Source organism: Nostoc sp. CmiVER01 (genome assembly GCF_034531135.2).
GTDB lineage: Bacteria > Cyanobacteriota > Cyanobacteriia > Cyanobacteriales > Nostocaceae > Nostoc.
In genome coordinates, this window is record NZ_JAVRBU020000014.1 from 1 (window position 1) to 26,224 (window position 26,224).

The window sequence follows — 26,224 nt, forward strand, 5'->3', positions numbered from 1 at the left end:
GCACCATCTCCGTCTTCAAACAAGGTGTTTTCGACTGTGGCACCGTGAATGGCGCACAGTAGCGCACCACCCAATACACCCGCAACACCCATCATGTGGAAGGGGTTGAGTGTCCAGTTGTGGAACCCTTGCAGGAATAGTAGGAACCGGAAAATAGCAGCTACGCCAAAGCTGGGTGCAAAGAACCACGAAGATTGTCCCAAGGGGTACATCAGAAATACACTGACGAATACTGCAATGGGAGCAGAGAAGGCGAGGGCGTTATAAGGACGGATACCTACTAGACGGGCAATTTCAAATTGGCGCAACATGAAGCCAATCAAACCAAAGGCTCCGTGCAACGCCACGAATGGCCACAAACCACCCAATTGGAACCAACGGGTGAGGTTGCCTTGAGCTTCTGGGCCCCACAACAGCAGAAGTGAGTGTCCCATGCTGTCGGCGGGGGTGGATACTGCCACTGTTAAGAAGTTACAGCCTTCTAGGTAGGAGGAGGCTAACCCGTGGGTGTACCAAGAGGTGACGAAGGTGGTACCGGTCAGCCAACCGCCTAGTGCTAGGAAGGCGCAAGGAAACAATAGTATCCCTGACCAACCTACGAATACGAAGCGATCGCGCTTGAGCCAGTCGTCTAATACGTCAAACCACCCTCTACTGGGGGCGCGTCCAACTGCGATGGTCATTAGAGCAAATCTCCAAATGTTATAAGTACAGGTTGTATCTGTATTATAGATGGCTAAATAAAAGCCTTCTATAAGCAGAAAGTTAACCGGGTTGTTAACCTAGTTTACAATTTTTTACACACCTTTAATTATATTAGGTGTAAATCGTTAATTTTTCTAGAGGTTTTGTAATAAAAATTTATTTATGATTCAGATGAGGTGTGAGTGGAAAGCAGGAGGCAGGGGAGATAGACAAGAATTGAGATTCGCTCTCACCTGTTGTTGCGTTAGCTTCCCCCTCTTTACGATAAGCACACTTATTGAAGTGGGGGATTCAGATCCATTCCCCCTTCATTTCATGACAGTTTTTGATGGAGTCATTTCTCCCTGCGCCCTGCTCTCTGCCCCTCTGCCTCTTTCCCATTTCCCTAGAATCAGTCAGCTGACGCTAAAATGAGTCCACAGTTAAATTTGATTATTGCTAAATGTTTACCATCGATTTAAGCATCAGAAACACTGCTTTCCCTATCTCTGTACAACGTAAGTCAGCAGAGGATGCTGAGGCTGTTTATCAGTTGATTTTGGCAGCAATCCGCTCTGGGAACCCTGACATTGTGGAACTCAAGTGCGAGGGCAAGACAGAGAAAAAAATTGCTGTCCGTGCTAGTGAAATTTCTGGGGTGCAGATTGTTCAGAAAGATGGTACAACCCCTGGTGGTGGTAGGCCACCTGGCTTTTTCGCTGTAGCTGCTGAGTAAGCAAGGTTGAGAAATGGCTCAAGTGGGCATTGAGGTCAAGGATTTAAATTTCAGTTGGCCTAATGGAGAGAAAGTTATCAAATCTTGCTCTTTAGAAGTACCCAAGGGCGAGTTTTGGATGCTGTTGGGTACAAATGGTAGCGGTAAATCAACGTTACTCAGACTACTGGCGGGGTTATTAGCTCCTGAGTCTGGGGAAATTCGGGTTTTGCACCCTGTTGGTTTTGTCTTCCAAAATCCAGATCATCAACTGGTGATGCCAACGGTTGGTGCTGATGTGGCTTTTGGATTAGTGGAAGAGAAATTACCACCTGCTGCGACTAGGGCTAGGGTTGAAGAGGCGCTAGGAGCAGTGAATTTGCTTTCTCTCCTACGACGCCCTATCTACGCACTCTCTGGGGGACAAAAACAGCGAGTCGCGATCGCTGGTGCGATCGCCCGTCGCTGTGAAGTCTTATTATTAGATGAACCCACTGCTTTACTAGATCCTGATAGCCAGTTGGATTTAGTGGCTGGTGTGCGCCGCCTTGTCAAAAGCCGAGGTATTACAGCTCTGTGGGTGACACATCGATTAGACGAGTTAAATTACTGTGACGGCGCTTTCTTACTAGAAAAAGGCTCTCTGGTAGATAGGGGTGAACCTCAACGCCTTAAACAACGTCTAATGGAGGTACACAGCGAAGCCTCTTAATTGAGTGCTGTTAGCGGTAGCGGGGCATTAAGCCAGTGCTGAGTAAAGTAAAAAGTACTCAGGCTTTCATAGCCAGACATGCTCCACCCTTTATAGGTGGTCTTTTTACTCACTACTCTTAGCTATCATTACTACTGAAAATGAACTGCAACGCGCCTTTGTTTAAAAGGCGCGTTTTAAGTAGGTACGTCTGTCTTAGGTTTTAAGTTTATGAGGCTGCCGTATTTTTTATTCTATGTAGCATAGTGTTACACACTATGCGTCAATTATTATAAAACTTATGAATGAATTTTGTTAACTCTAGAAAATTGTGATTAAAAACCATGCCCCGTTCCTTACTCCAAGCCGTTTTGTTAGTGGACGGCTACAATATAATAGGCGCTTGGCCTTGCCTTAAAAAAACGCGTGATAGCGTTGGACTAGAGGCCGCACGGGGCGAACTTGTGGAAGCCATGACTGGTTATAGTGCGTTTCAAGGTTACACAACTCAGATAGTTTTTGATGCCCAATATCAGAATTGCTCTAGTAATAAAGAAATTATTACTGAGCTTTTATCTGTTTATTACACTGATTTTGGACAGACCGCAGATACTTATATTGAAAAATCTTGTGCATCTATGCGGCAGCAAATAGCCCAATCTTTGATTTCTCGTGTAATTGTTGCTACATCAGATCGGGCACAGCAGTTGATGATACAAGGGTATGGGGCTGAATGGTTATCGGCACAACAACTCTGTGGGGAAGTAGAAGCTACCGTCTGCCGGATGCGACAAAAGTATCATACGCGCAAACAATCTAAGAGCAGGTTTTTAGCTAATGCCATTGATGCTAAGGCGCGGCAGCGTCTAGCTGAATTACGAATGGGATTACAGTAGATATTAGTATTTAAAAGTCTCTGCTTAAGTTCCTGAATGGGTTTTGGCTGCAAAAATTCTATAAATTAAGTATCTAAAAATAAGTATCTAAAAAAATATTGGCGAAAGTACTTGCCAAATACTATTTTTAGCCCTATGATTATAAATCGTGAGTGATCCTCAGTAGCTCAGTGGTAGAGCGATCGACTGTTAATCGATTGGTCGCTGGTTCGAATCCGGCCTGGGGAGTTTATCAATTTTGGATTTTAAATTTTGGATTCTAGATTATCCGTCAGAGGTTTATGGTCGCTTGACTCGACCGTGACGTTTCTGAATCATGGGTCTTTTGGTGCTTGTCCTAAACAAGTGCTGGAGTTTCAACAACGTTTGCAATCGCAACTCGAAGAGGAACCCCTACGCTTTTTTGGTAGGGAGTGGGAACCTTTGCTAGACGATGCCAGAAGTAAGCTGGCGGCGTTTGTGGGTGCTGATGTCCAAGATTTGGTATTTGTCCCCAATGCAACCACTGGTGTTAACTCGGTGTTAAGGTCGCTGACGTTTTCACCAGAGGATGAAATACTTACAACGAACCACGAATATAATGCTTGCCGCAATGCACTTGATTTTATTGCCAGTCGCACTAGTGCGCGGGTGGTAGTGGCAAAAATTCCTTTTCCTATTGACTCACCACAGAAAGTAATCGCAGCAGTAATTGAGCGAGTTTCACCAAAAACACGATTAGCACTTTTGGATCATGTTACCAGCCAGACAGGGTTAATTTTCCCGATTCAAGAGTTGGCGAAGGAGTTGCAACAAAGAGGTGTAGATACATTGGTAGATGGTGCCCACGCACCTGGAATGATTCGCCTCGAATTGGAAGAAATTGGCGCAGCTTATTACACTGGGAATTGTCATAAATGGCTGTGTGCCCCAAAAGGAGCAGCATTTTTGTATGTGCGACGAGATAAACAGTCAGAAATTCGTCCCTTAACAATTAGCCACGGTACAAATTCGCCGCGTACTGATAAAAGCCGCTTTCAGTTGGAATTTGACTGGACAGGTACAGACGATCCTACAGCTTATATGTGTGTACCGGAAGCGATCGCTTTTATGGGTTCGTTGCTACCTGGTGGGTGGACACAATTGATGCAGCAAAATCATCAGCTAGTGTTGCAGGGAAGACAGCTACTTTGTGAAGCGCTGGGAGTGGAGCCGCCTTGTCCAGAGGAAATGATTGGTTCAATGGCAGTTGTGCCAATGCCTACGACTTTGGAAAACCGCGATTTTATGTCTATACATGATGAGTTGTTTGATAAGTTTGGTATTCAAGTGCAATTGATACCGTGGCAGGAAAAACCTCGGCTGTTGGTAAGGCTTTCGGCGCAGATTTACAATACTTTAGAGCAGTATGAGTATTTGGCAAAAGCACTTCTGAAGTTGTTGAAAAATAGATGAGCAAGTAGAAGCGATCTCCTCGCACTGATTGTTAGTTCAAAGTAATCCAAAGTTTTATCATTCTGGGGTACAGGGTATAAAAGTAGCAATACAGTTGTGCCAAAATATTCAAGGCACAGAGCAACCTGTATGGAGGCTAATTTGCCGTGAATTTACCAGAGTGGAACGAAGACCTAAATAGTCTAGAAGCTAAAACGGCTGCTAAAAAACTTAGTCCTCAACAGAAATTTATTTTGCTTGTTCTATTGGATGAGGTAAAAATTTGGTATTCAGCAGCAAAAGAATCTCACAGACCAGAATGGTTTAGACAAGCTAGTATATGGGGATTTCCTTGGAAGCCAGGAAACAATAGAGAAATTTTGATACCATTTTTTAAATTTTTTGGGCAAGGATCAGAATGGTCATCATCCAAGCGAGCTTCTTGGTCTAAATCCCTAGCAAAGTTAGAGTATCGTGGTTTGATTATTCGGAATAATTACAATTGTGAGCCTCGGCTATCTACCGATACTCCCCCACCTAAGCGCACCACAGCAATCAAACTTACTTACTTAGGTTACAGAATAGCCAACTTGGTTGATACACAAGGCTCAGTGTTTCCAGTCAAAAAATTGCCAAAAGAAAGCGAAGCTACATTGAGCATTGCTGAGATAAACAAATGCTTGGATAGTCCACAAGTTAGAAAAGGAACTCGAAAACTTAGCCGTTTACAAAAAAGAATTTTGAGCGTTTTAGAGTTTAGGATGCAAGTAGTAGAAGAAGCAGATATTAAGGTTGATAATCCTGACATTGCTCATTACATTGATGATTTGGGATTTCCGTGGTGGCTTCATCCATCAGATTTTTATGAAAAAAATATTGAGAATAAAAGCTCAGGTGAATATACATCATCTGACCGTTCTGATCTGTCTCGCTCTCTCAAGAGACTAGAAAATCGGGGCTTGATTATTCGGAATAATTACAAAAATTTACCTCGAAAGTCTAATAAGATAGCGGCTCCTAAGTACAGTACCCATATAAAAATTACTGATTTGGGGCGAGATGTAGCCAAATGGCTGATGAAGGAAGACTACTACGTTGATTCTTATGGCTATACAAAATTATCTTCCAAACAACGTAAACAGCTAGTAGAGCAAATAAAAAAACGGCTAACAAAATAAGCGAAACTAACAAATGGATTTTGTTAGCTTTTTGTCAAAACGGCTAACATTAAAATTTCCAAAAGTTCTTCCAAAATGGCAGCATTGCTTTGTGCTGTCAGGAATCTGGCGTTTACTCACCTAATGTAGTGCAGGTAAACATTTCATACTTCCTCAAGTGCCGGGGTATATTTCTGTTTAACCTAAATGCTGAGTTTCCTAAAAATCTACGCATTGATGGTGAATCTCCAACTAAGAGCATCACTGTCTAAAGAAAGATCCTTTAGCTCTGATGAATCAGGGAAAGTTCATCTTTTAAACATCAAAGTTCAATATGAATTACCAACAGCACAATATATCTGGGCTTTTTCAGCCTTTATCCTCGTTTGGGCAAAAACTGGAAGAATATAAACAACTGGAGTTAAATCTTCAACGTCCCATTTTGCTTAATGGTCTATCCTTCTACCAGGATGAATTTGACGGAAAACTTCGTCCAGCTATAGGTACAGTGTTTAACACCACTTGTTCTAAGAAAATTACTACTGTTACAAAACGGTGGCAAAATCTAGATAAACGAGAATCAGATTGGATTGCCTATAAAAATCGTACTGAGGGAGCATCTTTTCATAAAATGATGGAGCAGCACTTTAATAATCAGCCTTTGGCACACTACTGCGATCGCATTAAGGCTTATCGGCGTAGCATAGAACCAGTTTTAGAAAAAATTAGTGCAGTTCACCTTGTAGAAAAGGTAGTTCCTTGGAAAGGAATTTTACCCTATGCTGCCAAGCTAGATTTTATGGGCAAATACGATGGAATACTTCATGTAATTGAGTGGACATCAAGCACGCAGCCTATTTCTGAGTTAGCATTTCTCGGTAATAAGTTAGAGCAAATAACTGCCCAGGTCAAGGCAGTTCGGAACTTTTACAATCTGGAAATTAGTCATGCACTAATTGTTGTTGCCCACCCTTACACAGATGCAACTGTTTTTACTCTTGAACTAAAAGACTTGGCTAACTGCTGGAAAAATCAGTTATTTCCTCGTCTTAAACGATTTTACGGCGACCAGATGTCACTTGCTTGTTAACTAAAAAAACCAAAAAAAGCGATCGCTTACTTTCTTGCCTAGTACTTGAGGAATAATAAGCGATCGCGTCGATATTTGCATTTTGAACAGACGCGACAGTTTATTTAGGCCAAATTACTTATTAACTATGAAATATCACAGCTACTAGAGGCAATAACGCCAAAAGAAAACCATGCCAGGACTGCAATTGAGGTTCTTGGATTGGTTTTGGTGGCGCTAATAAAGCTTCTATTCTCTGTTCTAAGCGATCTGCACCAGAGGAACCTAATGCAGCACAGCAAATCTCCGATAAAACGGGGCTGCTACTAACTACTAATAAAAGTGATTCTGCTAACACCAGAGGATCTACTTGCAATGCTGCATAACCGTCAGCACGAAGTTCGCGCAAAGCTAACAGTTCTTCCCACAAAGGCTCTGTATTCGGCAACCATGCAGTGCAGGAACGCACCCAACCCAGCCAGAAAAACCAGAATGTATCCCTATAATAGTGATGTCCTTGCTCATGGGCTAAGACGCTTTCTAAATGAGCCGATGAGAGAGTTTGCACTAATCCTTGGCTAACCACTAGTTCTGGTTGCCAAAAACCGATTTGACCTGCAAACAACGCGCCCGTTTGCAGTAACCTAGCTCGTTTATTCCCCAAATTCACCACAGGACAGTTACGAGCAGATTCTACAGATTGCAAACCCTGAAAGGCCAGTTTAATGCATGAAATGGCAAAAAATGCCAAATAAATTAATGCTAGTAAATAGCTGACTGAGCCTGTGTACATCCCACCCATTTGTCCTTGGGGGCCCATGAAGAGGACAGCGATCGCAGTCATAAAAATTAGCAAGGGCGGGAAAAGGAACAAAAATAGCGCTCGCTGCCACCGCACATTCCAATTAGCTTGGCGTTGACTCCAAGCGGATCTTAGCCACCAGGCAACTGCTAAAGCATTCAAAATCATTATTAGATGCATCATTCTTCCTCCCTGGCTTGTCGTGCTGATTGAATGCGTTTAGCGATCGCTGCTATTTGCTCACTAGCTGCTTCATCTAAGCTATCAGCAAAAGCAGCAATAACATCGGGGTTCCCCACTGCCAGAAATCGCTGTAACTGTTCGTGAGCTTTGATGACATCTGATTGCTGTTTACTCAGCATTGGCCGCCAGTAGAACGCTCGCTCTTTTTTGTCGCAGGCTAGCCAACCTTTATCAGTGAGGCGACGTAAGACAGTAGTCACAGAAGTATACGCTAATTCCCGGTTGGGGTCAGCCAGAATGCGATCGTGTACATCTTTTACTGTAACTGAACCAAGTTCCCAGATGATATTTAAGATTTCCGCTTCTAATGGGCCTAAAGATAGTTGTTTAGGACGGTAGTCGGGTAAAGGTGCCATAGCAATTTCAATGGGGAGTGGGGAGTAAGTGAATATCCGTCTCTTTGCGCTGTAACCTTGAAGCAGTAAGTTTTTCCCCATAAATATAAGTCTGTTCTTGTTTTAGATTATAAGATAGTGCAGCAGTCTGAAGTCTATTCAAATAAAAAATGGGCTTTTTGAGGATTTATTAGGGACTCTTAAAATTTTGTTAAAACCCCAGCAGATTTATTCCTTAGCCCCCTTTATGCATTAAATGACATAGTATTATGCTTTTGAATGGTAAAAAATCCTCTGGAAAAAATTGAGATTATAGTTAGTGACACCAACTAGGTAGAATGTAATTTGCGGTAGTAGTATTAAACTAGGTGTATCCAGCGCGTGAAGCTATTCGTATACCACACTCCTGAATTAACTCCAACGGGTAAAGCGCCAGAATGTGCGATCGCAGTTGATGTTTTGCGAGCCACTAGCACAATTGCGACAGTTTTGGCAGCTGGAGGCGAAGCTGTACAGGTATTCAGCGATTTAGATCAATTAATTGAAGTAAGCGAAAAATGGCCTTCTGAAAAACGTCTGCGAGCTGGAGAACGCGGTGGCGCGAAAGTAGCTGGCTTTGAGTTGGGTAACTCTCCCCTCGACTGCACACCAGAATTAGTCCAAGGGCGTCGCTTGTTTATTAGTACCACCAATGGCACTCGTGCCTTACAAAGGGTACAAGACTCCCCAAATCTATTAGCAGCAGCCTTGATTAACCGGGCGGCGGTGGTGCAATTCCTTTTAGAAAAGCAACCAGAGACAGTATGGATTATTGGTTCTGGTTGGGAAGGCAGTTTTTCTTTAGAAGATACAGTTTGTGCAGGTGCGATCGCTCATAGTCTTTTAGAACAAACACAGTTGTCACCAGAAGAATTAGCTGGTAATGATGAAGTAATAAGTGCGATCGCTCTTTACTCTCAATGGCAAGATAACTTATTAGGATTACTTCACCAAGCTAGTCACGGTCAACGATTGCTGCGTCTTGACTGTCACGAAGATTTAAAATATTGTTCCCAAACTGATATTTTAGATGTTTTGCCAATACAACATGAAACGGGAGTTTTGAAAAGTCAAAATAAATAGGAAATTTGTAGAGACGCGATTCATCGCGTCTATAGGCTATAGGGAAGAAATTTAATAACCAATGTCCAATACCCTATTGCCTATTTTTAATTTTCAAATCCCTAAGCATTTGCCGGAGTCTTTGCCGCCAATGGGGCGGATATGTTTCTAAAATTGCTGAGATTTTTTCACAAGCAAGGACAGAATAAGCAGGGCGACGGGCTGGTGTGGGATATTCGGCGGTAGTAATGGGGACAATACGTTCAACTTTTAAAGGGAAGCCTAGCTGTTGTGCTTCTTCAAATATCGCAACGGCAAAATCATACCAGCTAGCAATGCCGCTATTAGTGTAGTGATACTTACCGCTAATTTCTGGGGTTAACCGGGGAATTAGCTGGGCTATAACTGTGGCTATATCTTGTGCCCAAGTCGGGCTACCTATTTGATCGGCGACGACGCGGATTTCTTGGCGTTCTGCACCTAGTCGTAGCATGGTTTTGACAAAATTACTTTTGCCAAAGGTTCCATAAACCCAAGCAGTGCGAAGGATGAGGTGATGGGCGTAAGTTTCCTGAATTGCTTCTTCTCCAGCAAGTTTGGTTTTACCATAAATACTTAAGGGATTAGTTGCATCGGTTTCCTGGTAAGGACGATACTGATTACCATCAAAAACATAATCGGTCGAAATATGAATTAGAAAAGCTCCTAATTTTTGGCTTTCTTGAGCAATAATTAGGGGTGCGATCGCATTAATAGCGCTAGCAAGTTCGGGTTCGCTTTCTGCTTTGTCCACAGCAGTATAAGCTGCGGCGTTAATAATGATTTGCGGCTGTTTTGATCTGATAACGTTACAAAGGGTATCAGGTTGGGCAAGGTCTACTGTTGGACGTTCTACTGAGATAATATTGCCATAGTAAGGGAGTATTTGTTGCAGTTCCTTACCCACTTGACCGTTGCTACCAATCAGCAAAATTAATTTACTCATCCTAATTAGTTCTTGAGCCTAACGCAATCATCAAGCTTAATCAAATACTTCAGCAGTTCTCAAAGATTTACCAGCTTCGTCTTTAGTTGATAAAATTGGTGGCGCACTTAAAGGCCAATCTATAGCTAAATCTGCATCGTTCCATAAAATTGTGCGATCGCCTTGGGGTGCGTAGTAATCTGTAGTTTTGTAGAGAACTTCAGCTATTTCTGAAAGCACGAGAAAGCCGTGAGCAAAGCCTGGCGGTATCCACAGTAGGCGTTTGTTTTTAGCACTGAGTTCATGACCTACCCATTTCCCAAATGTAGGAGAACTTTTTCTAATGTCTACGGCTACGTCAAAGATAGTGCCAACAATAGCTCGGACAAGTTTACCTTGGGGTTGTTGGATTTGGTAGTGCAATCCACGCAGGACATTTTGTTTGGAGTAAGAGTGGTTATCTTGCACGAAATTCGTCACAATACCTGTCTCTTGAGCAAATTTTTGATGGTTGTAGGCTTCAAAAAAGAAACCGCGATCGTCTCTAAATACTTGGGGTTCAAGTTGTATAACTTCGGGAATTTTAGTATGTAAAATACTCATTAATATTAATTTTAGTAATTTGTCACAGTGTCAATTGTAAGAGTAATTTAATGCTTATATTTTACAACTGTTAAGTAAAATTTTGATCTTGGTTTGTCCTATTTTTAATAAGTAAATCAGGTCAGTTCAATTTGACAGTCATCGCCAATTAAAAATCGCAAAGCTTTGGGGCGACGTGGTGCAAGAACCAATTGTGCCCGTTGTCCAATTACGCTATCAATAATACGCTGATGAATTCCAGAAATTCTAGCACTTTCTAAAATTACACTGTGTTCTAAATCGGTATCAATGAGTGTAACATTGTTAGCAATACTACTATAGGGCCCAATAAAACAGTTTTCTAAATGACAATTGCTACCAATGACTACTGGCCCCCGAATTGTACAGTTAATTACTTTAGATTTTGCACCAATTTGGACTCGTCCAATAATCTGACTTTGGCTATCAACTTCTCCAACAACTGATGCTGTTAAATAGGTGTCGAGAATCAATCGGTTGGCTTCTAATAAATCATCTTTTTTACCAGTATCAAGCCACCAACCTTGGAGATTGTAAGCTAAAATTTGCTTTTCCTGATTAATTAGGTATTGAATAGCATCAGTAATTTCTAGTTCGCCTCTGGCAGAAGGTTGAATATTGGCGATCGCATCAAAAATGAGGTGAGAAAAGAAATAAACCCCTACCAATGCCAAATTCGAAGGAGGAACTTTAGGTTTTTCAATTAACTGTAATACTCTTCCTGTTTCATCAACCTCAGCCACACCAAAGGCGCTAGGGTTGTCAACCGAATGTAAGAGAATCAAAGCATCTGGCTGTTGTTGGCTAAATTGTTGTAGAAAATAACGTAACTCACCTAATTGAATCAGGTTATCGCCCAAGTACATGACAAAGGGAGAATCTTCTAAAAAGGGACGGGCGACTTGGACGGCGTGAGCAAGTCCGGCTGGCTGTTCTTGTACAATGTAGGTGATGTTCGCTCCAAAGTATTCTCCATTTCCGGTTCTTCCTTGCACTTCTGCCCCAGTTTCCGGGCTGATAATTATGCCAATATCAGTAATACCAGCAGCGACCATTTCTTCAATGCCATACCATAAAACGGGTTTATTAGCAACTGGTACAAGTTGTTTTGCCCCACTGTAGGTAAGGGGACGTAAGCGTGTACCTTTACCGCCAGAGAGAATTAGTGCTTTCATAAAGATTTAGGATTAGTTATTAGCCAAGATAATCTTAAATTTTGACAAAATCCTAAATTCTTGCATCCAAAATTTATCTTTCATAAATAACGGGATAAAACTTCGCCGGTTGCTTTTCCTGTTTTTTCCCAACTGAATTGTTGAGAGTGAGCGATACCTTGGCTAGAAAGGCGCGATCGCAGTACCGAATCGTTAGCGATCGCCTGCATTGCTTCTGTAATTTCTCCGGTATTGTAGGGATTAATCAGAATTGCTGCATCGCCAGCTACTTCTGGTAAGGAGGAGAGATTTGAGGTAATGACGGGAGTACCACAAGCCATTGCTTCCAGGACTGGTAAACCAAAACCTTCCCAGAGACTTGGGAAAACCAGAGCGATCGCTTGATTGATGATTTTTGGCAATTCGCTGTAAGGAATATAGTCTAGGAACTTTACTTGATTATTTATACCTAGTTGCTCAACTTGCGCTTTTAAAATTGGGGTATAACGGCGATCGCTTGGCCCTGCTAACCACAATTCATAGTCTTTGTAGTTAGGTAAAGCAGCAAAAGCACTGATGAGTCGCTGGATGTTTTTGTATGGATCTTGGCGTCCAATGTAGAGAAAGTAGTTGCGGGTAGGTAGATTTAGAGGTGAAAAGTGAGTGCGATCGTGCGCCAAAGGAATCGGAGTAATTTTGCTAGCAGGAATTTTATAAAAATCGGTGATGTCTTTAGCTGTAGTCTGAGAGATGCAAATAATGTGTTGTGCTTGCTTCATAACTTGGGGAGTGTAGTAGCGGTGGTACAGCGTGAGTGGTGAGAAGCGTTTAGCAAAGCGCAACGGTATCATATCAAAAGATGTGACGATAAAACGACAGTTGCTATAAAGGGGTGCTTCCGGTATAGGGGAGAATAAGAGACTCGATTTTAGGTTTTTATATATTTTTGGTAGTTGAAATTGTGTCCAGAGTAGTCGGTTAAAATGACCTTTTGTACCGTGGTCTGGTGTTAAATTCGACGGGACTGGATAACAGTCAAAATCGGCATACTTATGCGCTGCTAATAAAGTGGGTTGGAAAGATTTTAAAGAAGGAAAAAGGTTTTGAGCATAGTTGCCTATACCTGTTGGTTTAGACAAGAGAATAGATAAGTTAATGATTAATTGTTTGGCAGAGATATTATCTACTATTTTCATTAAATAATGGTTCTGTAAGCGTTTAATGTTTCTTTTGCCGTTCTTTCCCAGGAAAATAATTTTGCTCTAGCTTTCCCTTTATTAATTAATTCTTGGCGTACCTGGGAATCACTGATTACTTTCAATATGGCTTTCCCTAGCTGGATAGGGTTATTAGGATCAACTAATATAGCGGCATCTCCTGTAACTTCTGGAATTGAAGAAGTATTGGAACTAATTACAGGAACACCTAGAGTCATTGCTTCCAATACGGGTAAACCAAAACCTTCGTAGTGAGATGGATAAACGAAGACATCAGCTTTTGAGTAAAATAACGCAACTAATTCATTAGATAGGTAATTAAGATGATGAATTTGGTTTGCCCAAGGAGAATTTTTAATAGCTGCAAATATCGGTTCGTAATTCCATCCTTTCTTACCAATCAATATTAATTGATGTTCAATTTTATATTTTTCTTTTAAAAAATTAAAGGCTGTGATTATATTATTAATATTTTTTCTTGGTTCTATTGTGCTGACAAAAAGTAGATATGGTTTAGAAAAATCATAATTAGTTTGCTTTTCTAAAGCTTGGGCAACTTCCTGAGATAAATAATTAGGATAGTAGCGACTAGCTAAAGGTGTGACATAAATTTTTTTGGGGTCTACTTCCAAATATTCAATAATATCTTTTTTAGAACTCTCTGAAATTGTTAAAACTAAATCTGTCCACTGTAAACATCGCTTTATCTTTTTTGTATAGGTTTTTACTACTGAATCTACATAGTTAGGGTATTTAATAAAAGTTAAATCATATATATTCATTACCTTTAAACTATTTTGACAGGGATAAACTGAGTAATTTGTACCATGTAAGATATCTGGAAAACCTAAATATTTTTCAAAGTACGATAAACTAGGTTTGAAAGCTAAAGCTAATAATAAATTTGAAATTCTTACAGGTAAAGGTAGCAGATATTGTTGAGAATAATCTTGAAAAGATTCAGGCAAGCTAAACTCACCCCGAAGCCAATTTTTTAACCCTGGTTGATAAACTATTCCTAACTGAAAATTCTCCTCTTTTTGTAATATATCAAGAGCGCATATTAAATTAGCAACATAAAAGCCAACTCCACTGGGTTTTGAATCCACTGGAGTGGCATCAACTACAACTTTTAGCATTAGAATGTTTAAGCTCCGCCGTTGCTCAACTTTTTTAAATCATAATCAACCATTAACTCCACCAATTGCTCAAAGGAGTGCTGAGGCTGCCAACCTAACCCCGTCTTAATTTTATTTATGGAACCAACTAACTGCACTGCTTCGTCAGAGCGATAAAAAGCAGGGTCAACTGAGACATAATCTTGCCAGTTTAGACCAACGCAGTTAAAAGCACACTCAACGAGTTCTCTAACAGAGTGAGTTTCACCACTAGCGATAATATAGTCATCAGGTTGTGCTTGCTGCAACATCAGCCACATAGCGTAAACAGCATCCTTGGCATAGCACCAATCACGACGGGCATCTAGGTTGCCTAATTTTAATTCATTTGCCAAACCTAATTTAACTTGGGCAGCTGCGTGCGTGATTTTGCGAAATACAAATTCTGTCCCACGTCGAGGCGATTCGTGAGTATAAGTAATACCACAACAGTTGTAAAGGTTGTATTTCTGCCGATAGTTGACAGTCATCCAATGAGCATATGCTTTGGCAACACCGTAAGGGTTACGCGGACGAAAAGCAGTACGTTCGGTCTGAGGTGATTCATCAGGTTGACCAAAAACTTCACTACTAGATGCTTGGTAGAATCGAGCATCTGGTTTACAGCGCCGGATAGATTCTAAAAGGCGAGAAACACCAAGGGCTGTGTACTCAGCTGTGAGCGCTGGTTGTGTCCAAGAGAGAGGAACATAGCTTTGTGAGGCAAGGTTATAAATTTCGTCAGGTTGAGCTTCTGTAATTACATCCATTAATGATGATTGATCTAAAAGGTCACCAGAAAGGATTTCGATATGACTAGAAAGGTGATTGATGCGCTCAAGATTACTGGAACTTGAACGGCGGACTAAGCCGAATACATGATAGCCTTTGATTAGTAGTAGTTCAGCAAGATAAGAACCGTCTTGTCCAGTTAGTCCTGTGATTAAAGCTTTTTTCATCATAGATTTTGAATAAATCACAATAAATTATATAAAAACAGAATAAATATCATCAGTACAAAAAAATTATGGTTATACATAAATTTACTCTTACAACAATTAAATGCAACTTTTATACATAATTACTAAAATAAAGTTTTATTAACTTAAATAAAGAAGTAAAAAATAAAATATTACTAAGAATAAAGTGAATAACTAATTACGATATGCGTACCTATAAATATTAAGTTAATTAACTCTATCGATCCTTTTATAAACTATTTTAATAAATGGGTTGATAAGATTCTCTAAAAAGAGTGGGTTTTCAGATTTTAATGCTTTCCCATAAAACCTAAATTTTAATGTTACAGTATAAAATAAGAGTTAGAACAACTAAAATTTTCTTCCCTCATATATTTCTAAATGCTTTTTCGCAATATTAAGCCATTGATTAGCTTCGCAGTAAATTAAGCCATTAGCAACTAATTGTTGATTTAGCTCAGTAGATAAAGTTAAATTTTGAATTTTATAAGCTAATTCTCCAGGAGCACCTGGTGTAAACAAATGTAGACAGTTAGCTTCCTCATTCAATTCTTCAAAAGAGGCAATTTTACTAGCGATAACAGGTTTACCTGATGATAAAGCCCAAGTAAGGGCAGCTGACGACGATAATATTGTAGTAGGTTCATATGGAGCCAAACAAAAATCAGTTATATCATAATAACTACGCAAATCTTCAAATTCTAAATATCCTGTTAACTTTATACGACTTCCAAGGTTTTTGTGTTTTTGGTATTTATTAATAAATTGAACTATTTCATCCAGAGCATTATCAGTAGAATTAGGGTGAGAAGTTCCTGTAATCACCAAGTAATAATTTTCTGGTAAACTTTTTAGTGCATTTAATGCTGTTTTATAACCTTTATAGGTAGATATAAATCCAAACATCGAAAGAATAATAGCTTCATCAGGAAAGCCTAATTTCTTTTTTAAAGCAATTTTCTCAGCACCGTTTATTTTATTTATATTATGTGTATGTGAAAATGTAACTCCCTGCTTAATAATGTGAACGGAGTTGTCTGCAAAGCCACTATCTAAAAAAATTCGACGCGTTTTTTTAGTGTGAACAATAGCATTTAATTGATTTTTAAAATTAAATAAAGAAGACATGTAATATTCCCACTGTAATTTTCTAATAATTTTCTTGCCAAAACCAGTTAAACCATAAGAAGGTTCTAGTAAAAAAGATGGTTCTGTATGAAAAGTAACAAATACTTTTTTATTTAGATTTAGTATTCCTTTTAAAAAGCTATTGAAATTTGTAATTGAGCCATTCAATCCATAAGAACCAGCAAAAAAACTAAATTCATGTTGAATATGAATTATGTCATAGTCAATTAATTGTCTACTATAAGAGTTAAAATATTCTTTAATTTCACCTCTAGTCATATACTTCAGCTTTTGCTCTTCAATTGGTACTACTGTACAAGTAATACCATGCTGTAAAATTCCATTAACTAATCCTTTAGTATACCCAGCAATACCACAAGCAACATCCCAAGTGCTAATTTGAGCAATTCTCATTTACTTATCTCCTTTAATTTTAATATGTATGATAATTTTTATAAAATCTCCATATATTAGCATATCTTAACATTATTTATTATCAATATTAAATTATTTAACTGAGATTTTATTCACACTAGTTCATATTCAAATAAAGTTTGATAGCATCATCTCCATTTCCCATAAATTTAATTATCCCTTTATCTAACCAAATAACTTTTTTACAACCCTGCTCTATAAAATTTAAATCATGGGATACTACCAATACAGTCGCATTTGCATTCCAAAGGTTTTCTATTCTTCGCTTACATTTATTCTTAAAACTTTCATCTCCAACTGATAGTACTTCATCTAAAATCAAAATGTCTGGCTGTACATCAGTAGCAATAGCAAAACCTAATCGTGCTACCATACCTGAAGATAGACCCTTAACTGGAACTAATGCATAATCATGGAGATCTGCAAATTCTAAAATAGAATAAGCTCTCTCTCTCATTTCTGCCCTAGAAAATCCCAGCAGTACTCCATAAAGCATAATATTGTCCATTACAGAAATTTCTGGATCAAATCCTGCTCCTAGCTCAATTAATGGTGCTATTTTGCCGCGAACTCGTGCTAATCCTGTAGTTGGTCGAAGAATCCCTGAAATTATTTTCAGTAACGTTGATTTTCCAGATCCATTGGCTCCAATAATACCTATTTTTTCTCCTTTTTCGACTACCAAATCAATATTATTTAGTACTATTTTCTTTACAGGTTTGCGATATTTACCTTCTAAGACAGATAGCACTGTTTTTTTGAGGTCATAAGAAAACTCTTCTTGAGTTCGTCGCCACAGCGAAACTTTTTCCAGACGAATTACTTCCATTTACAGTAAATCCATAAATTGATGCCGCCACAAGTGAAAACAAGTCCATCCGATTGACAAAATAATGATGCCACTAAGCAAAGCACCCCAAACTAAACTCCAGTCAGGTGGCGCTCCTGATAATGTAATCTGACGCAGACTTTCAATAATAGGTGCTAATGGGTTTAATCTTAAAAACGGCTTTACCTGGGGTGGAACAATAGCAGATGGATAAAATACAGGACTACTAATCCAAATCATAAAGGAAATTAACTCATAGAAATAAGGTAAATCTCTAAAAAATACATATAAAGCGCTCATTATAAATCCGACTCCCATAGAAACTAAAACTAATGACAGGAAGGGAAAAAATAGCCCTACTAAATTTACTAAACTCTTAGTATTGATCAAAGTCATTACCACCAGTAATGGTAATGTTCCAACAGCAAACTGAAATACATTTGCTGCAATCATTGATACTGGAAAAACACTTACTGGCAAACGAATTTTGTTTAACAGTGAGCCATTTGCCACTACACTACTTAAAGCTTGGGAAGTAGAAGCTGAGAAAAAATTGATTACTACCAGTCCCGTTAACGCTGCCAACATATAATTAAGTATGGAATTTTTGTAATATGATGCAAAGGTAGCCCCAAAAATCGCGGTATACAGACCTGTCATGATCAATGGGTTTAACAGTGACCAATATACACCTAAAAACGATCCGCGATAACGTACTTTAAGATTTCGCGATACCAGAACGTGTAGCAACTCCGAATAACGGTGTGCCTGCAACCAAGTTAAATTACTTTTAAGCGAAAGTATCATTTTCAAAAACCACAACAGGCAAGTTATTCGCGCATTTTATACCATTGGAGCGCACTTTGACATATTAGCTTACCACTAAAGGCTGATTTTAAATCGATAAGGAGCGCCATAATTACTTTAGGTTTATATCTACAGAGAAATGTTTTGACTGCCATTGCCCATTCGACTTCACGCTTGTCTTAGCTATTTATTTTCGATAGATAAATTTTTCTAGTAGTACCTTACTCTACAAGACGTTGCACGAACGGTAAGCTTCTTCAATGTATTCAGACTACCATATCTTATTCTTAGTCGTTAAAAATACTTTAAACTTTAATAATTTAAGTATTGTTACGGTCTGTACATAAATTATAGATTTTTGATCGTTATGCAGTAAGCTTTTTTGCATATTGTATAAACCTTATTTCAATTAGAACATGTATAAAATGTGAAAGAAGCAAGCATAAGCACAATGCTATGCAAATAGCACTTGTTGGATAGTTGGGAATGTAATTAATGGTAAAAGATAACACATATTTACCCAAAGTCAAATGGATAATATAAAGAGAATAACTAATATCTCCAAGCCACTTAAAAAAAGATAAATAAGGTATTTTTTCTCGAAGGAAATAAGAAAAATTGAAGATACAAAATGCCCAGATAAAGCTATTTAAATGAACAAACACAACCTCAGAAGGTTTATACTTAAGATACAACCTGAAAAATGCAAAGAAAATTGCACAAATAGTTATTAAAGAAACAATAGCTGCTGTCTTTCTACACCATAGTTCTAAATACCCTTTCGCCAATACGGTTCCAAGTAAAATAATCAATAAATGCGGAGACTGATCAGTTAAAATATTGCATAAAACTGCTAATACATGAATTTTGGTATCTATATACTGAATTAAGTTGAGAGGAATTATACACCATGAAAAAACAAAAATAGAACAAGCAAAGTAACTAAACAAGCTGCTGTACTGTGTCTTAATTGATAGATTCAAAACAGGTACTAGAAAATAAAATTTCCATTCAATTAAAAGAGTCCAAACAACAGGAATAATAGCCTTAGAATCTAGTAAATCTTGTAAAAATAAGAGATTTAAAATAAATTGTCTAGTACCAATAAAAGGTTCTATTAAAAATAAATTATTAACTAATCTTGTTACAATCAATGCAAAAACGTATGAAGGATAAATTCTAAAAATACGTTTTATAAAAAAGTTTTGAATGGAACCATCATTTTCGTATGATTTTGGAACGACAAAACCTGAAATTAAAAAAAATACATGTACAGCAATAAATGGATAAAAATCTTTAAAAGTATACAAAATACTATGATAATTAATATTTGGGGATTTAGTTTCTACAACAGAATAAAAATGCCCTAAAACAACAGCCACAGAACCTATACCACGCAAATAATCTAAAACAATAATTCTTTTTTTTTGCATAAAAGTTACAAAAGTAAAATAATCCTTAATAAGCCTAATGAAACTGTAGTAATTATTACTAAAAAATTCTTGGGCTAAAATAACTAATATTTTAAAATCCTTAATTGTTCATAAATATATTTATTTTGCTTTTGGTCTTATTTTTGAGTTACTTGAGAAGTTATTTCAGATACCACCTGAGCAACTTGTCCTTATTTCCAAACTATATAACTATCCCGAACCGCAAGCAGTACATCAAAAATTATCATCATATCTGATGCAACTCTTAATTTAGGAAAACCTTGAACATAATAAAAAATTGGTCTGCTAAAACTGTAGTTTGTTTGCCTGCTAGGTATTGTTTAATAACTTATAGTGTGGTGATAATCGCGTAAAGATACAGGTAGAATTCTGCCAAGATAACGTCTCAACAGAGATATTCGATGTTAGTATTTACTATTTTGAGGGTTGTAGTTATGGCGGTCTTTTACTACGGTAGGTTGTTTGGATCAATTCCCTGCGATCGCAAATACTCCGCCAATCGTTCTGCTCGTTGATATTCTTGTTCAGCTTTTTCTCCTCGCGTTGGTACCTAACCTGCTGCATTATACCAACGCAACCACAAACCTATTGTCTCCTGATAAGAACCTTGCCAAAGGCCCAATCCTAGCTCTAACTCTTCCAGCCATAAGCGGTTCTCTGGTAAAGATATTGCCTCGTAGCGAGTGCCTATAAGTTGAAAGGCACGCAAACGATTTTCATAGCAATCGTAGACAACATAGTAGGGAACCCGCAAAATGCGTTCATATACTTCCCACTTTGTTGGGGGTCGGTTGACTTCTCGCAGTGTTTTTCCTAAGTCTTCTTGTTCTGTACCTGGTGAAAGTAATTCAACTACTAAAAACGGATCAATCCCCTCTTGCCAAATGACGTAACTTAAACGTAGGTCTTGCTGTTAACTAGCACTAGGTACTCCTAAAACCATATAACAATCAGGACGCTTGTACCACAAAGTATGGCGGGGGTCGTAGTAAAGATTCAAGTCGCTAGCAAGTAAAATTTCCTCAGATGGATAAGTCAGAGGCTGACAAGTCTCACTGAGCAAATCCGCTTGAATGCGGTGAAATTCATCTGGCAAACCTGATTCCCCTACTAATTCACTGGGTAAATCATACATTGTAGGCATAGTTTCTTGTGGCGGACGGGGTGGATCTGTTTGATACATGACTGCTACCTTTGTTGCTTAACTCAAGCTATCTGGGTTAACTCCTAATGATCGCAAATGTTCCACTAACTGTTGTCAAAGTAGCTGTTCTTGTTCCAATACAACGAAGTTTCCATCTCTGGCTCATCACTTAATAACCGAGTTGCATCGGGCATCTGCTGTTCTGCCTGTTGCGCTGTGACAAACATCATCGTTGTACCTGTTTGATTGTTGATTTAATTTTAAGCTGTTAGGTCAGGAGTTAGAAATTAGAAATTTGGAATTTTCTTCCCCATCTCTACTGAATTTGTGAGAGCAGAGTCACGGATTCCGCTACACTGAGACTTGGTTTATCTGAATTGTAATTAGGCATGGAAATCGGACAAAAGGTTAAAGTCTTTCGCTTGCGCGATCGCGTTTCTGCCCCTGTTGTTAAAAAACTCGGGCAAGTGGGTATTATCCAAGGCTACAAAGTCACTGATGGTCGTGGAATTGGTGTAGTAGTGATGTTCGACGATAATACTTCTACTTGGTTTTTTGAAGATGAAATTAAACCTGTGTAACTACTGTAGAGGAATTAGAACCTGGTTTTCTAGGAATCTGAAACTTAAAGCACAGGCTGAGATTCTTTGTTGAATGCTAAGTTGGAGTTGAAAAGATCGGCGGTGAAAATAGGAATCAAGTAATGGCTCTAATATTGACATTTTTGGGTAAAGGCGGCACCGCTCGTACCAAAATTGCGATCGCCGCCGCCAAATTATTGGCAAGTCAAGGCAAGCGCGTACTTCTAGCAGGACAAGCAGAACCAACATTGTCAATTCTGCTTGGTAGTTCCATTGCTGCTGATCCCCAGGAAATCGCTCCCAATTTACAAGTAGTCCAGTTTCAAGCATCTGTACTACTAGAACGCAACTGGGACGAAGTGAAGAAACTTGAAGCGCAATATCTTCGCACGCCCATATTCAAAGACGTTTTTGGTCAAGAACTGGTAGCATTGCCGGGAATGGACAATGCCCTCGCCTTGAATGCTATCCGCGAATATGATGCCAGTGGCAAATATGATGCGATCGTCTACGATGGCACGGGCGACTCTTTAACGTTACGAATGTTGGGTTTGCCAGAATCTCTCAGTTGGTATATCCGGCGATTTAGGCAATTGTTTGTCAACTCCGATTTGGGGAAAACAATTACTGAATCGCCCTTGATTCAGCCGCTCATTAGCAGCTTTTTCAATATCAATTGGACAGCAGATAACTTTGCAGCACCCACTAACCAAGTCAATAATTTCTTGGAAAAGGGGAGAGCCGCTCTTGCTGATCCCAAGCGTCTCGCTGCTTTCTTAGTTACCACAGGAGATCCCATTGAGGTAGCAAATGCTCGTTATCTATGGGGTAGTGCTCAACAAATTGGTTTAACTGTTGGTGGTGTTCTGCTTGTGTCTACTGAGGCAAGTACCAACCTATCGGAGGAATTTATCCCTCTACCTGTAAGTGTCGTTCCTGACTCGCCCACAGGTGACTGGCAACCACTAATAGACGCTTTACCCAACTTTGAAGCACAAGCTCTACAGGCTCCCAAACCAATTGAAATAGACATCCACAATCGTCAAGTACGTTTATTCTTGCCAGGGTTTGACAAAAAGCAAGTAAAACTCACCCAATATGGGCCAGAAGTCACAGTAGAAGCAGGAGATCAGCGACGAAATATTCCCTTACCTCCGGCTCTCAGTGGCAGACCTGTTGCTGGAGCAAAGTTTCAAAATAATTATTTGATAATTTCGTTTTAATTTAGTTAGGAGTTATGAGTGAGGAGTTAAGAATAAAACAATAATTCATAACTTTTAACTCGTAACTCCTTACTCTAAAAAAATACGCTTTATGTCAGAATCAACTCCTATTACCCCAGACCCTAACCCAGCTGAGGCATTAGACTCAGTGGTAAATGATTCCAATGAGCAAGCAAACACATCTGCCGATCGCAGCGCGAAAACTAGGCAACTGTTGGGGATGAAAGGTGCAGCTTCAGGGGAAACTTCAATTTGGAAAATTCGTTTGCAGCTAATGAAGCCGATTACCTGGATTCCGCTAATTTGGGGTGTTGTCTGTGGTGCGGCTTCTTCTGGTAACTATACTTGGACACTGGAAAATGTGTTGAAGGTAGCAACCTGTATGCTGCTAGCTGGGCCATTAATGACAGGTTACACCCAAATCCTCAATGATTACTACGATCGTGAAATCGATGCCATCAATGAACCCTATCGTCCGATTCCTTCTGGGGCAATTCCCCTAACCCAGGTAATTATTCAGATTTGGGTACTACTAATTGCTGGTATTGCTTTGGCATTTGCGCTTGATGTGTGGTCTGGTCATGAATTCCCGACAATTACAGCGATCGCAATTATCGGTTCTTTCATCGCCTACATTTATTCTGCACCTCCTCTGAAACTCAAGCAAAACGGCTGGCTAGGTAGCTACGCCTTGGGTGCAAGTTATATCACCCTACCTTGGTCTACAGGACACGCTTTGTTTGGCAATCTCAATTCCACAATCGTGATTTTGACGATGTTCTACAGCTTGGCTGGATTAGGCATTGCTATCGTCAATGATTTTAAGAGTGTAGAAGGCGATCGCCAGCTAGGATTAAATTCACTACCTGTAATGTTTGGCATCACCACTGCGGCATGGATTTGTGTAGTCACTATTGATGTATTTCAAGGATTGATAGCTGCTTATCTCGTCAGCATCCATGAGAATTTGTATGCAACAATACTAATACTCTTAATCATTCCGCAAATAACATTACAGGATATGTATTTCCTGCGTGACCCCGTGAAAAATGATGTTAAGTACCAAGCCAGCGCCCAACCCTTCCTTGTTCTGGGAATGCTCGTCACTGGTTTAGCGCTGGGTCATGCTGGCATTTAAATGATACTTCCAAAGTAAGAAGTTAGGAAGTAGGAGTTAGGAGTTAATATACTTCTAGCTCTTAATCTGTATCAAAACATATTGTGTTGCAACTGATATCTTTCCTCATTCATGGGATTCAACCTTTTTTAGTCCCCATTTGCTTTGTCGTTGCTTGGACTGTAACAATTCTCGCTGTTTTGAGTCTTTGGACGGCGGCGCGAGATAGTGTAACTACAGCCAAACAAATGCATCAAATCCCCTGTAGTGGTTGCCAATTTTTTACCGACAATTACCGTCTTAAGTGTACTGTACGCCCATCTATTGCCAATACAGAAGAAGCAATCCATTGTTTGGACTATCAACCGAAGACAAATCCTTATTTATATTAGTTGGGGAATGGGGAGTAGGGAATGGGGAGATGAGGGAGATGGGGAGATGAGGGGACAAGGTGACTTAAGTGATAACTTGCAACAAGTCTTTCCCCTTGTCCCTAATTCTCCTTGTCCCCAAGTCCTCTTCACCATGCCCAATACCCAATGCCTAATGCCCAATATCTAATCACTATTGACCAATCTCTAACAATATCTTTAAAACACCGCGACTTTGAGCGTGTTCAAAAGCCGCAAGCCCTTCAATGAGGGGGTAACTAGCATGAATGAGAGGTTGCACATCAACTTGGCCTGTAGCTAGTAGCTGGAGAGCTGGGGAAAAGGGGCCACAACGGGAGCCGATGAGGGTAATTTCATCCACTACTAAGGAGGAAACATCCAGGCTGAGGTTTCCTGCATAAGTACTTTTAAGCACTAATGTACCACGGGGACGTAGGGCGCGACGGGCGATCGCAAATCCTTCTGGGTTGCCAGTACATTCTACTGAGATATCAAAATATCCATCTGTAACAGTATCGGCTAGACTCGTTTTAATCTTTCGTGCCTCTAAATTAGCCAGTTTGTCTCGATGACGCCCCACAGCTAAAATTTCACAGCCAGTTAAGGCAATTGTCTGGGCTACTAACTGCCCTAGTTTGCCATCTCCAACCACTAGCACCCGATCATTTGGATGCAATGCTACTTGCTGCTGAATTTCCAAAGCTGCTGCTATGGGTTCAGTAAATGTTGCTACTTCTGTTGGCACATTATCAGGTACTAAATGTAAGTTCTCTATCGGCAAACAGAGATATTCACTAAAGGCTCCATTCCGGTTGACAATACCAAGAACTGTACGATTTTCGCAGTGAGTTGGTTGTCCACTACGACAAAATCGACAATGCCCACAAACAGCGTTGATTTCTCCAACTACACGTTGGTTAACTAAGTGTTCTGGCCCTTGTTCAACAACACCGACAAATTCATGCCCTAAAATACCAGTGTAGGGATAGTAGCCTTTAAGTAGTTCTAGATCGGTGTTACAGATGCCCGCACGCAAGACGCGCACTAAAGCTTCCCCTTGTGGTGGTTCAGGAATGGGAATATCAGTGCGTAACTGCAATTGGTTGTTTTCGAGCCAAAGTCCTTTCATTTCTCTTCATGTCCTTTGCCGAATTACGTTGTCATACCACTTTCAAAATCTTTACAAATCAATGAGTTCTATCCATGTACAAATCTATGCCTTTACTCATGCCTATGTCTCTGTAGTAGGTATTTCTTTAATAATATTGATTGCATCAACTTTGCTTAACCAAGTAACCAGATCGTCTGAGTCAAGCGCTATCTCACTTCCTAAAGTTTTGATATAAAGAAGTCCGTCGCTAATAATTAAATCTCTAATTGGATACCATGAATCTCGTTTTCTAACCAGAAGTTCCAACGGAATCCCTAGTCTTGAAGTAGACTTGCGATATTTCCACCAAGCTCGCCATAGAAGCACAGATTTAGTACAGTGCATCTTATATCCTTTGGGAACTTCGCAGTATTGATACTGATAAAAACCTCGACTATCAACTTCTCCTTTGAGGAGATAACTAGATTCTGCTAATGCCTGATTTATCAATTCCCACTGGGATGATTTTGGAGAAATTGAGAATTCAGATAGTGTCTTAGATAGTAGCTGGACAGTGGCAATCACACCTTCGGCTTTTGCTATTAGTTGGTTTGTGTTATAAACTGTTTGGGCTGTCAAAGCAGGATTTGACAACAAAACTTCTTTTTTATGAATAGAGTTTTGCACAAACTCTCGAATTAAATCTAGATTAGACAACATAAAATTATTTATACTAAGTTAAGCAGTGTGATGGAAGCACAACTGTACTTAAATTAGTTGCTACATTGTTATTGCACTAAAACCAGGATTATTACCAGCTTTACT

26 protein-coding genes, 1 tRNA gene and 2 pseudogenes are annotated in these 26,224 nt (G+C 39.5%); 12 read left to right on the forward strand and 17 right to left on the reverse strand.

Annotation, left to right across the window (positions count from 1 at the left end):
• A pseudogene (locus RMZ43_RS23585) lies at nucleotides 1-683 on the reverse strand (photosystem II D2 protein (photosystem q(a) protein)); the annotation flags it as partial.
• A gap of 464 nt (nucleotides 684-1,147) precedes the next feature.
• Between RMZ43_RS23585 and RMZ43_RS23590 the strand changes: the two are divergent.
• From RMZ43_RS23590 to RMZ43_RS23620, 7 genes are all read left to right on the forward strand, one after another.
• A complete protein-coding gene (locus tag RMZ43_RS23590) occupies nucleotides 1,148-1,420 on the forward strand; it encodes a hypothetical protein (RefSeq protein WP_012410874.1) in 273 nt (90 codons plus the stop codon).
• 13 nt (nucleotides 1,421-1,433) lie between these two features.
• On the forward strand, nucleotides 1,434-2,111 hold the full coding sequence (locus tag RMZ43_RS23595; protein WP_322650973.1) for an ABC transporter ATP-binding protein: 678 nt from the start codon (nucleotides 1,434-1,436) through the stop codon (nucleotides 2,109-2,111).
• A 323-nt stretch (nucleotides 2,112-2,434) separates the two neighbouring features.
• Nucleotides 2,435-2,986: an NYN domain-containing protein gene (locus RMZ43_RS23600; RefSeq protein ID WP_322650974.1), complete on the forward strand. Its 552-nt coding sequence runs from the start codon at nucleotides 2,435-2,437 to the stop codon at nucleotides 2,984-2,986.
• Between the two features lie 156 nt (nucleotides 2,987-3,142).
• Nucleotides 3,143-3,214 (forward strand) — tRNA-Asn (locus RMZ43_RS23605).
• Nucleotides 3,215-3,238: 24 nt separating this feature from the next.
• Nucleotides 3,239-4,420 (forward strand): aminotransferase class V-fold PLP-dependent enzyme, encoded by a 1,182-nt coding sequence (locus RMZ43_RS23610; RefSeq protein ID WP_322650975.1) that lies wholly within the window; start codon nucleotides 3,239-3,241, stop codon nucleotides 4,418-4,420.
• Between the two features lie 146 nt (nucleotides 4,421-4,566).
• Entirely contained in the window at nucleotides 4,567-5,577 is a 1,011-nt protein-coding gene (locus RMZ43_RS23615; RefSeq protein ID WP_322653274.1) for a hypothetical protein, read from the forward strand.
• Nucleotides 5,578-5,890: 313 nt separating this feature from the next.
• Nucleotides 5,891-6,646: a hypothetical protein gene (locus tag RMZ43_RS23620; RefSeq protein ID WP_322650978.1), complete on the forward strand. Its 756-nt coding sequence runs from the start codon at nucleotides 5,891-5,893 to the stop codon at nucleotides 6,644-6,646.
• A 121-nt stretch (nucleotides 6,647-6,767) separates the two neighbouring features.
• On the opposite strand, the gene RMZ43_RS23625 is transcribed toward RMZ43_RS23620, so the two are convergent.
• Nucleotides 6,768-7,607: a M56 family metallopeptidase gene (locus RMZ43_RS23625; RefSeq protein ID WP_322651043.1), complete on the reverse strand. Its 840-nt coding sequence runs from the start codon at nucleotides 7,605-7,607 to the stop codon at nucleotides 6,768-6,770.
• The gene (locus RMZ43_RS23630) at nucleotides 7,607-8,026 is read right to left on the reverse strand and encodes a BlaI/MecI/CopY family transcriptional regulator (protein WP_322650979.1); all 420 of its coding nucleotides are present in this window, start codon (nucleotides 8,024-8,026) and stop codon (nucleotides 7,607-7,609) included. Before RMZ43_RS23630 ends, RMZ43_RS23625 begins: the two co-directional genes overlap by 1 nt.
• A gap of 360 nt (nucleotides 8,027-8,386) precedes the next feature.
• Here RMZ43_RS23630 and RMZ43_RS23635 point away from each other — a divergent pair, with 360 nt between their 5' ends.
• On the forward strand, nucleotides 8,387-9,127 hold the full coding sequence (locus tag RMZ43_RS23635) for a 2-phosphosulfolactate phosphatase family protein (RefSeq protein ID WP_322650980.1): 741 nt from the start codon (nucleotides 8,387-8,389) through the stop codon (nucleotides 9,125-9,127).
• Nucleotides 9,128-9,200: 73 nt separating this feature from the next.
• On the opposite strand, the gene rfbD is transcribed toward RMZ43_RS23635, so the two are convergent.
• The 12 genes and pseudogenes from rfbD to RMZ43_RS23695 all read right to left on the reverse strand — a co-directional run bounded on the left by rfbD (nucleotide 9,201) and on the right by RMZ43_RS23695 (nucleotide 21,226).
• On the reverse strand, nucleotides 9,201-10,091 hold the full coding sequence (rfbD, locus tag RMZ43_RS23640; protein WP_322653273.1) for a dTDP-4-dehydrorhamnose reductase: 891 nt from the start codon (nucleotides 10,089-10,091) through the stop codon (nucleotides 9,201-9,203).
• 36 nt (nucleotides 10,092-10,127) lie between these two features.
• On the reverse strand, nucleotides 10,128-10,673 hold the full coding sequence (gene rfbC / locus RMZ43_RS23645) for a dTDP-4-dehydrorhamnose 3,5-epimerase (protein WP_322653272.1): 546 nt from the start codon (nucleotides 10,671-10,673) through the stop codon (nucleotides 10,128-10,130).
• A 116-nt stretch (nucleotides 10,674-10,789) separates the two neighbouring features.
• A complete protein-coding gene (locus tag RMZ43_RS23650) occupies nucleotides 10,790-11,866 on the reverse strand; it encodes a glucose-1-phosphate thymidylyltransferase (RefSeq protein WP_322650983.1) in 1,077 nt (358 codons plus the stop codon).
• Between the two features lie 80 nt (nucleotides 11,867-11,946).
• Entirely contained in the window at nucleotides 11,947-13,041 is a 1,095-nt protein-coding gene (locus RMZ43_RS23655; protein ID WP_322653271.1) for a glycosyltransferase family 4 protein, read from the reverse strand.
• On the reverse strand, nucleotides 13,041-14,201 hold the full coding sequence (locus RMZ43_RS23660; protein WP_322653270.1) for a glycosyltransferase family 4 protein: 1,161 nt from the start codon (nucleotides 14,199-14,201) through the stop codon (nucleotides 13,041-13,043). Before RMZ43_RS23660 ends, RMZ43_RS23655 begins: the two co-directional genes overlap by 1 nt.
• Nucleotides 14,202-14,209: 8 nt before the next feature.
• The gene (locus RMZ43_RS23665) at nucleotides 14,210-15,181 is read right to left on the reverse strand and encodes a GDP-mannose 4,6-dehydratase (RefSeq protein ID WP_322650986.1); all 972 of its coding nucleotides are present in this window, start codon (nucleotides 15,179-15,181) and stop codon (nucleotides 14,210-14,212) included.
• 369 nt (nucleotides 15,182-15,550) lie between these two features.
• Entirely contained in the window at nucleotides 15,551-16,741 is a 1,191-nt protein-coding gene (locus RMZ43_RS23670; RefSeq protein ID WP_322653269.1) for a glycosyltransferase, read from the reverse strand.
• A 118-nt stretch (nucleotides 16,742-16,859) separates the two neighbouring features.
• On the reverse strand, nucleotides 16,860-17,591 hold the full coding sequence (locus RMZ43_RS23675; RefSeq protein WP_322650988.1) for an ABC transporter ATP-binding protein: 732 nt from the start codon (nucleotides 17,589-17,591) through the stop codon (nucleotides 16,860-16,862).
• On the reverse strand, nucleotides 17,592-18,398 hold the full coding sequence (locus tag RMZ43_RS23680; RefSeq protein WP_322651044.1) for an ABC transporter permease: 807 nt from the start codon (nucleotides 18,396-18,398) through the stop codon (nucleotides 17,592-17,594).
• Between the two features lie 365 nt (nucleotides 18,399-18,763).
• Complete coding sequence (locus tag RMZ43_RS23685) at nucleotides 18,764-19,831, reverse strand: acyltransferase family protein (RefSeq protein ID WP_322650989.1); 1,068 nt, start codon at nucleotides 19,829-19,831, stop codon at nucleotides 18,764-18,766.
• Nucleotides 19,832-20,300: 469 nt separating this feature from the next.
• A pseudogene (locus RMZ43_RS23690) lies at nucleotides 20,301-21,035 on the reverse strand (Uma2 family endonuclease).
• 65 nt (nucleotides 21,036-21,100) lie between these two features.
• Entirely contained in the window at nucleotides 21,101-21,226 is a 126-nt protein-coding gene (locus tag RMZ43_RS23695; protein ID WP_322650990.1) for a hypothetical protein, read from the reverse strand.
• A 159-nt stretch (nucleotides 21,227-21,385) separates the two neighbouring features.
• Here RMZ43_RS23695 and petP point away from each other — a divergent pair, with 159 nt between their 5' ends.
• The 4 genes from petP (at nucleotide 21,386) to RMZ43_RS23715 (ending at nucleotide 24,309) form a co-directional block, all read left to right on the forward strand.
• Entirely contained in the window at nucleotides 21,386-21,577 is a 192-nt protein-coding gene (gene petP, locus RMZ43_RS23700) for a cytochrome b6f subunit PetP (RefSeq protein ID WP_190731483.1), read from the forward strand.
• Between the two features lie 122 nt (nucleotides 21,578-21,699).
• Nucleotides 21,700-22,800, forward strand: coding sequence for a Get3/ArsA fold putative tail anchor-mediating ATPase NosAFP (locus tag RMZ43_RS23705; protein ID WP_322653268.1), 1,101 nt, complete (start codon nucleotides 21,700-21,702; stop codon nucleotides 22,798-22,800).
• A gap of 91 nt (nucleotides 22,801-22,891) precedes the next feature.
• A complete protein-coding gene (gene chlG, locus RMZ43_RS23710) occupies nucleotides 22,892-23,938 on the forward strand; it encodes a chlorophyll synthase ChlG (RefSeq protein WP_322653267.1) in 1,047 nt (348 codons plus the stop codon).
• A gap of 83 nt (nucleotides 23,939-24,021) precedes the next feature.
• A complete protein-coding gene (locus tag RMZ43_RS23715) occupies nucleotides 24,022-24,309 on the forward strand; it encodes a hypothetical protein (RefSeq protein WP_100901131.1) in 288 nt (95 codons plus the stop codon).
• 172 nt (nucleotides 24,310-24,481) lie between these two features.
• On the opposite strand, the gene RMZ43_RS23720 is transcribed toward RMZ43_RS23715, so the two are convergent.
• On the reverse strand, nucleotides 24,482-25,438 hold the full coding sequence (locus tag RMZ43_RS23720; protein WP_322650994.1) for an MDR/zinc-dependent alcohol dehydrogenase-like family protein: 957 nt from the start codon (nucleotides 25,436-25,438) through the stop codon (nucleotides 24,482-24,484).
• 102 nt (nucleotides 25,439-25,540) lie between these two features.
• Complete coding sequence (locus RMZ43_RS23725) at nucleotides 25,541-26,119, reverse strand: hypothetical protein (protein ID WP_322650995.1); 579 nt, start codon at nucleotides 26,117-26,119, stop codon at nucleotides 25,541-25,543.
• Nucleotides 26,120-26,224: the final 105 nt, after the last annotated feature.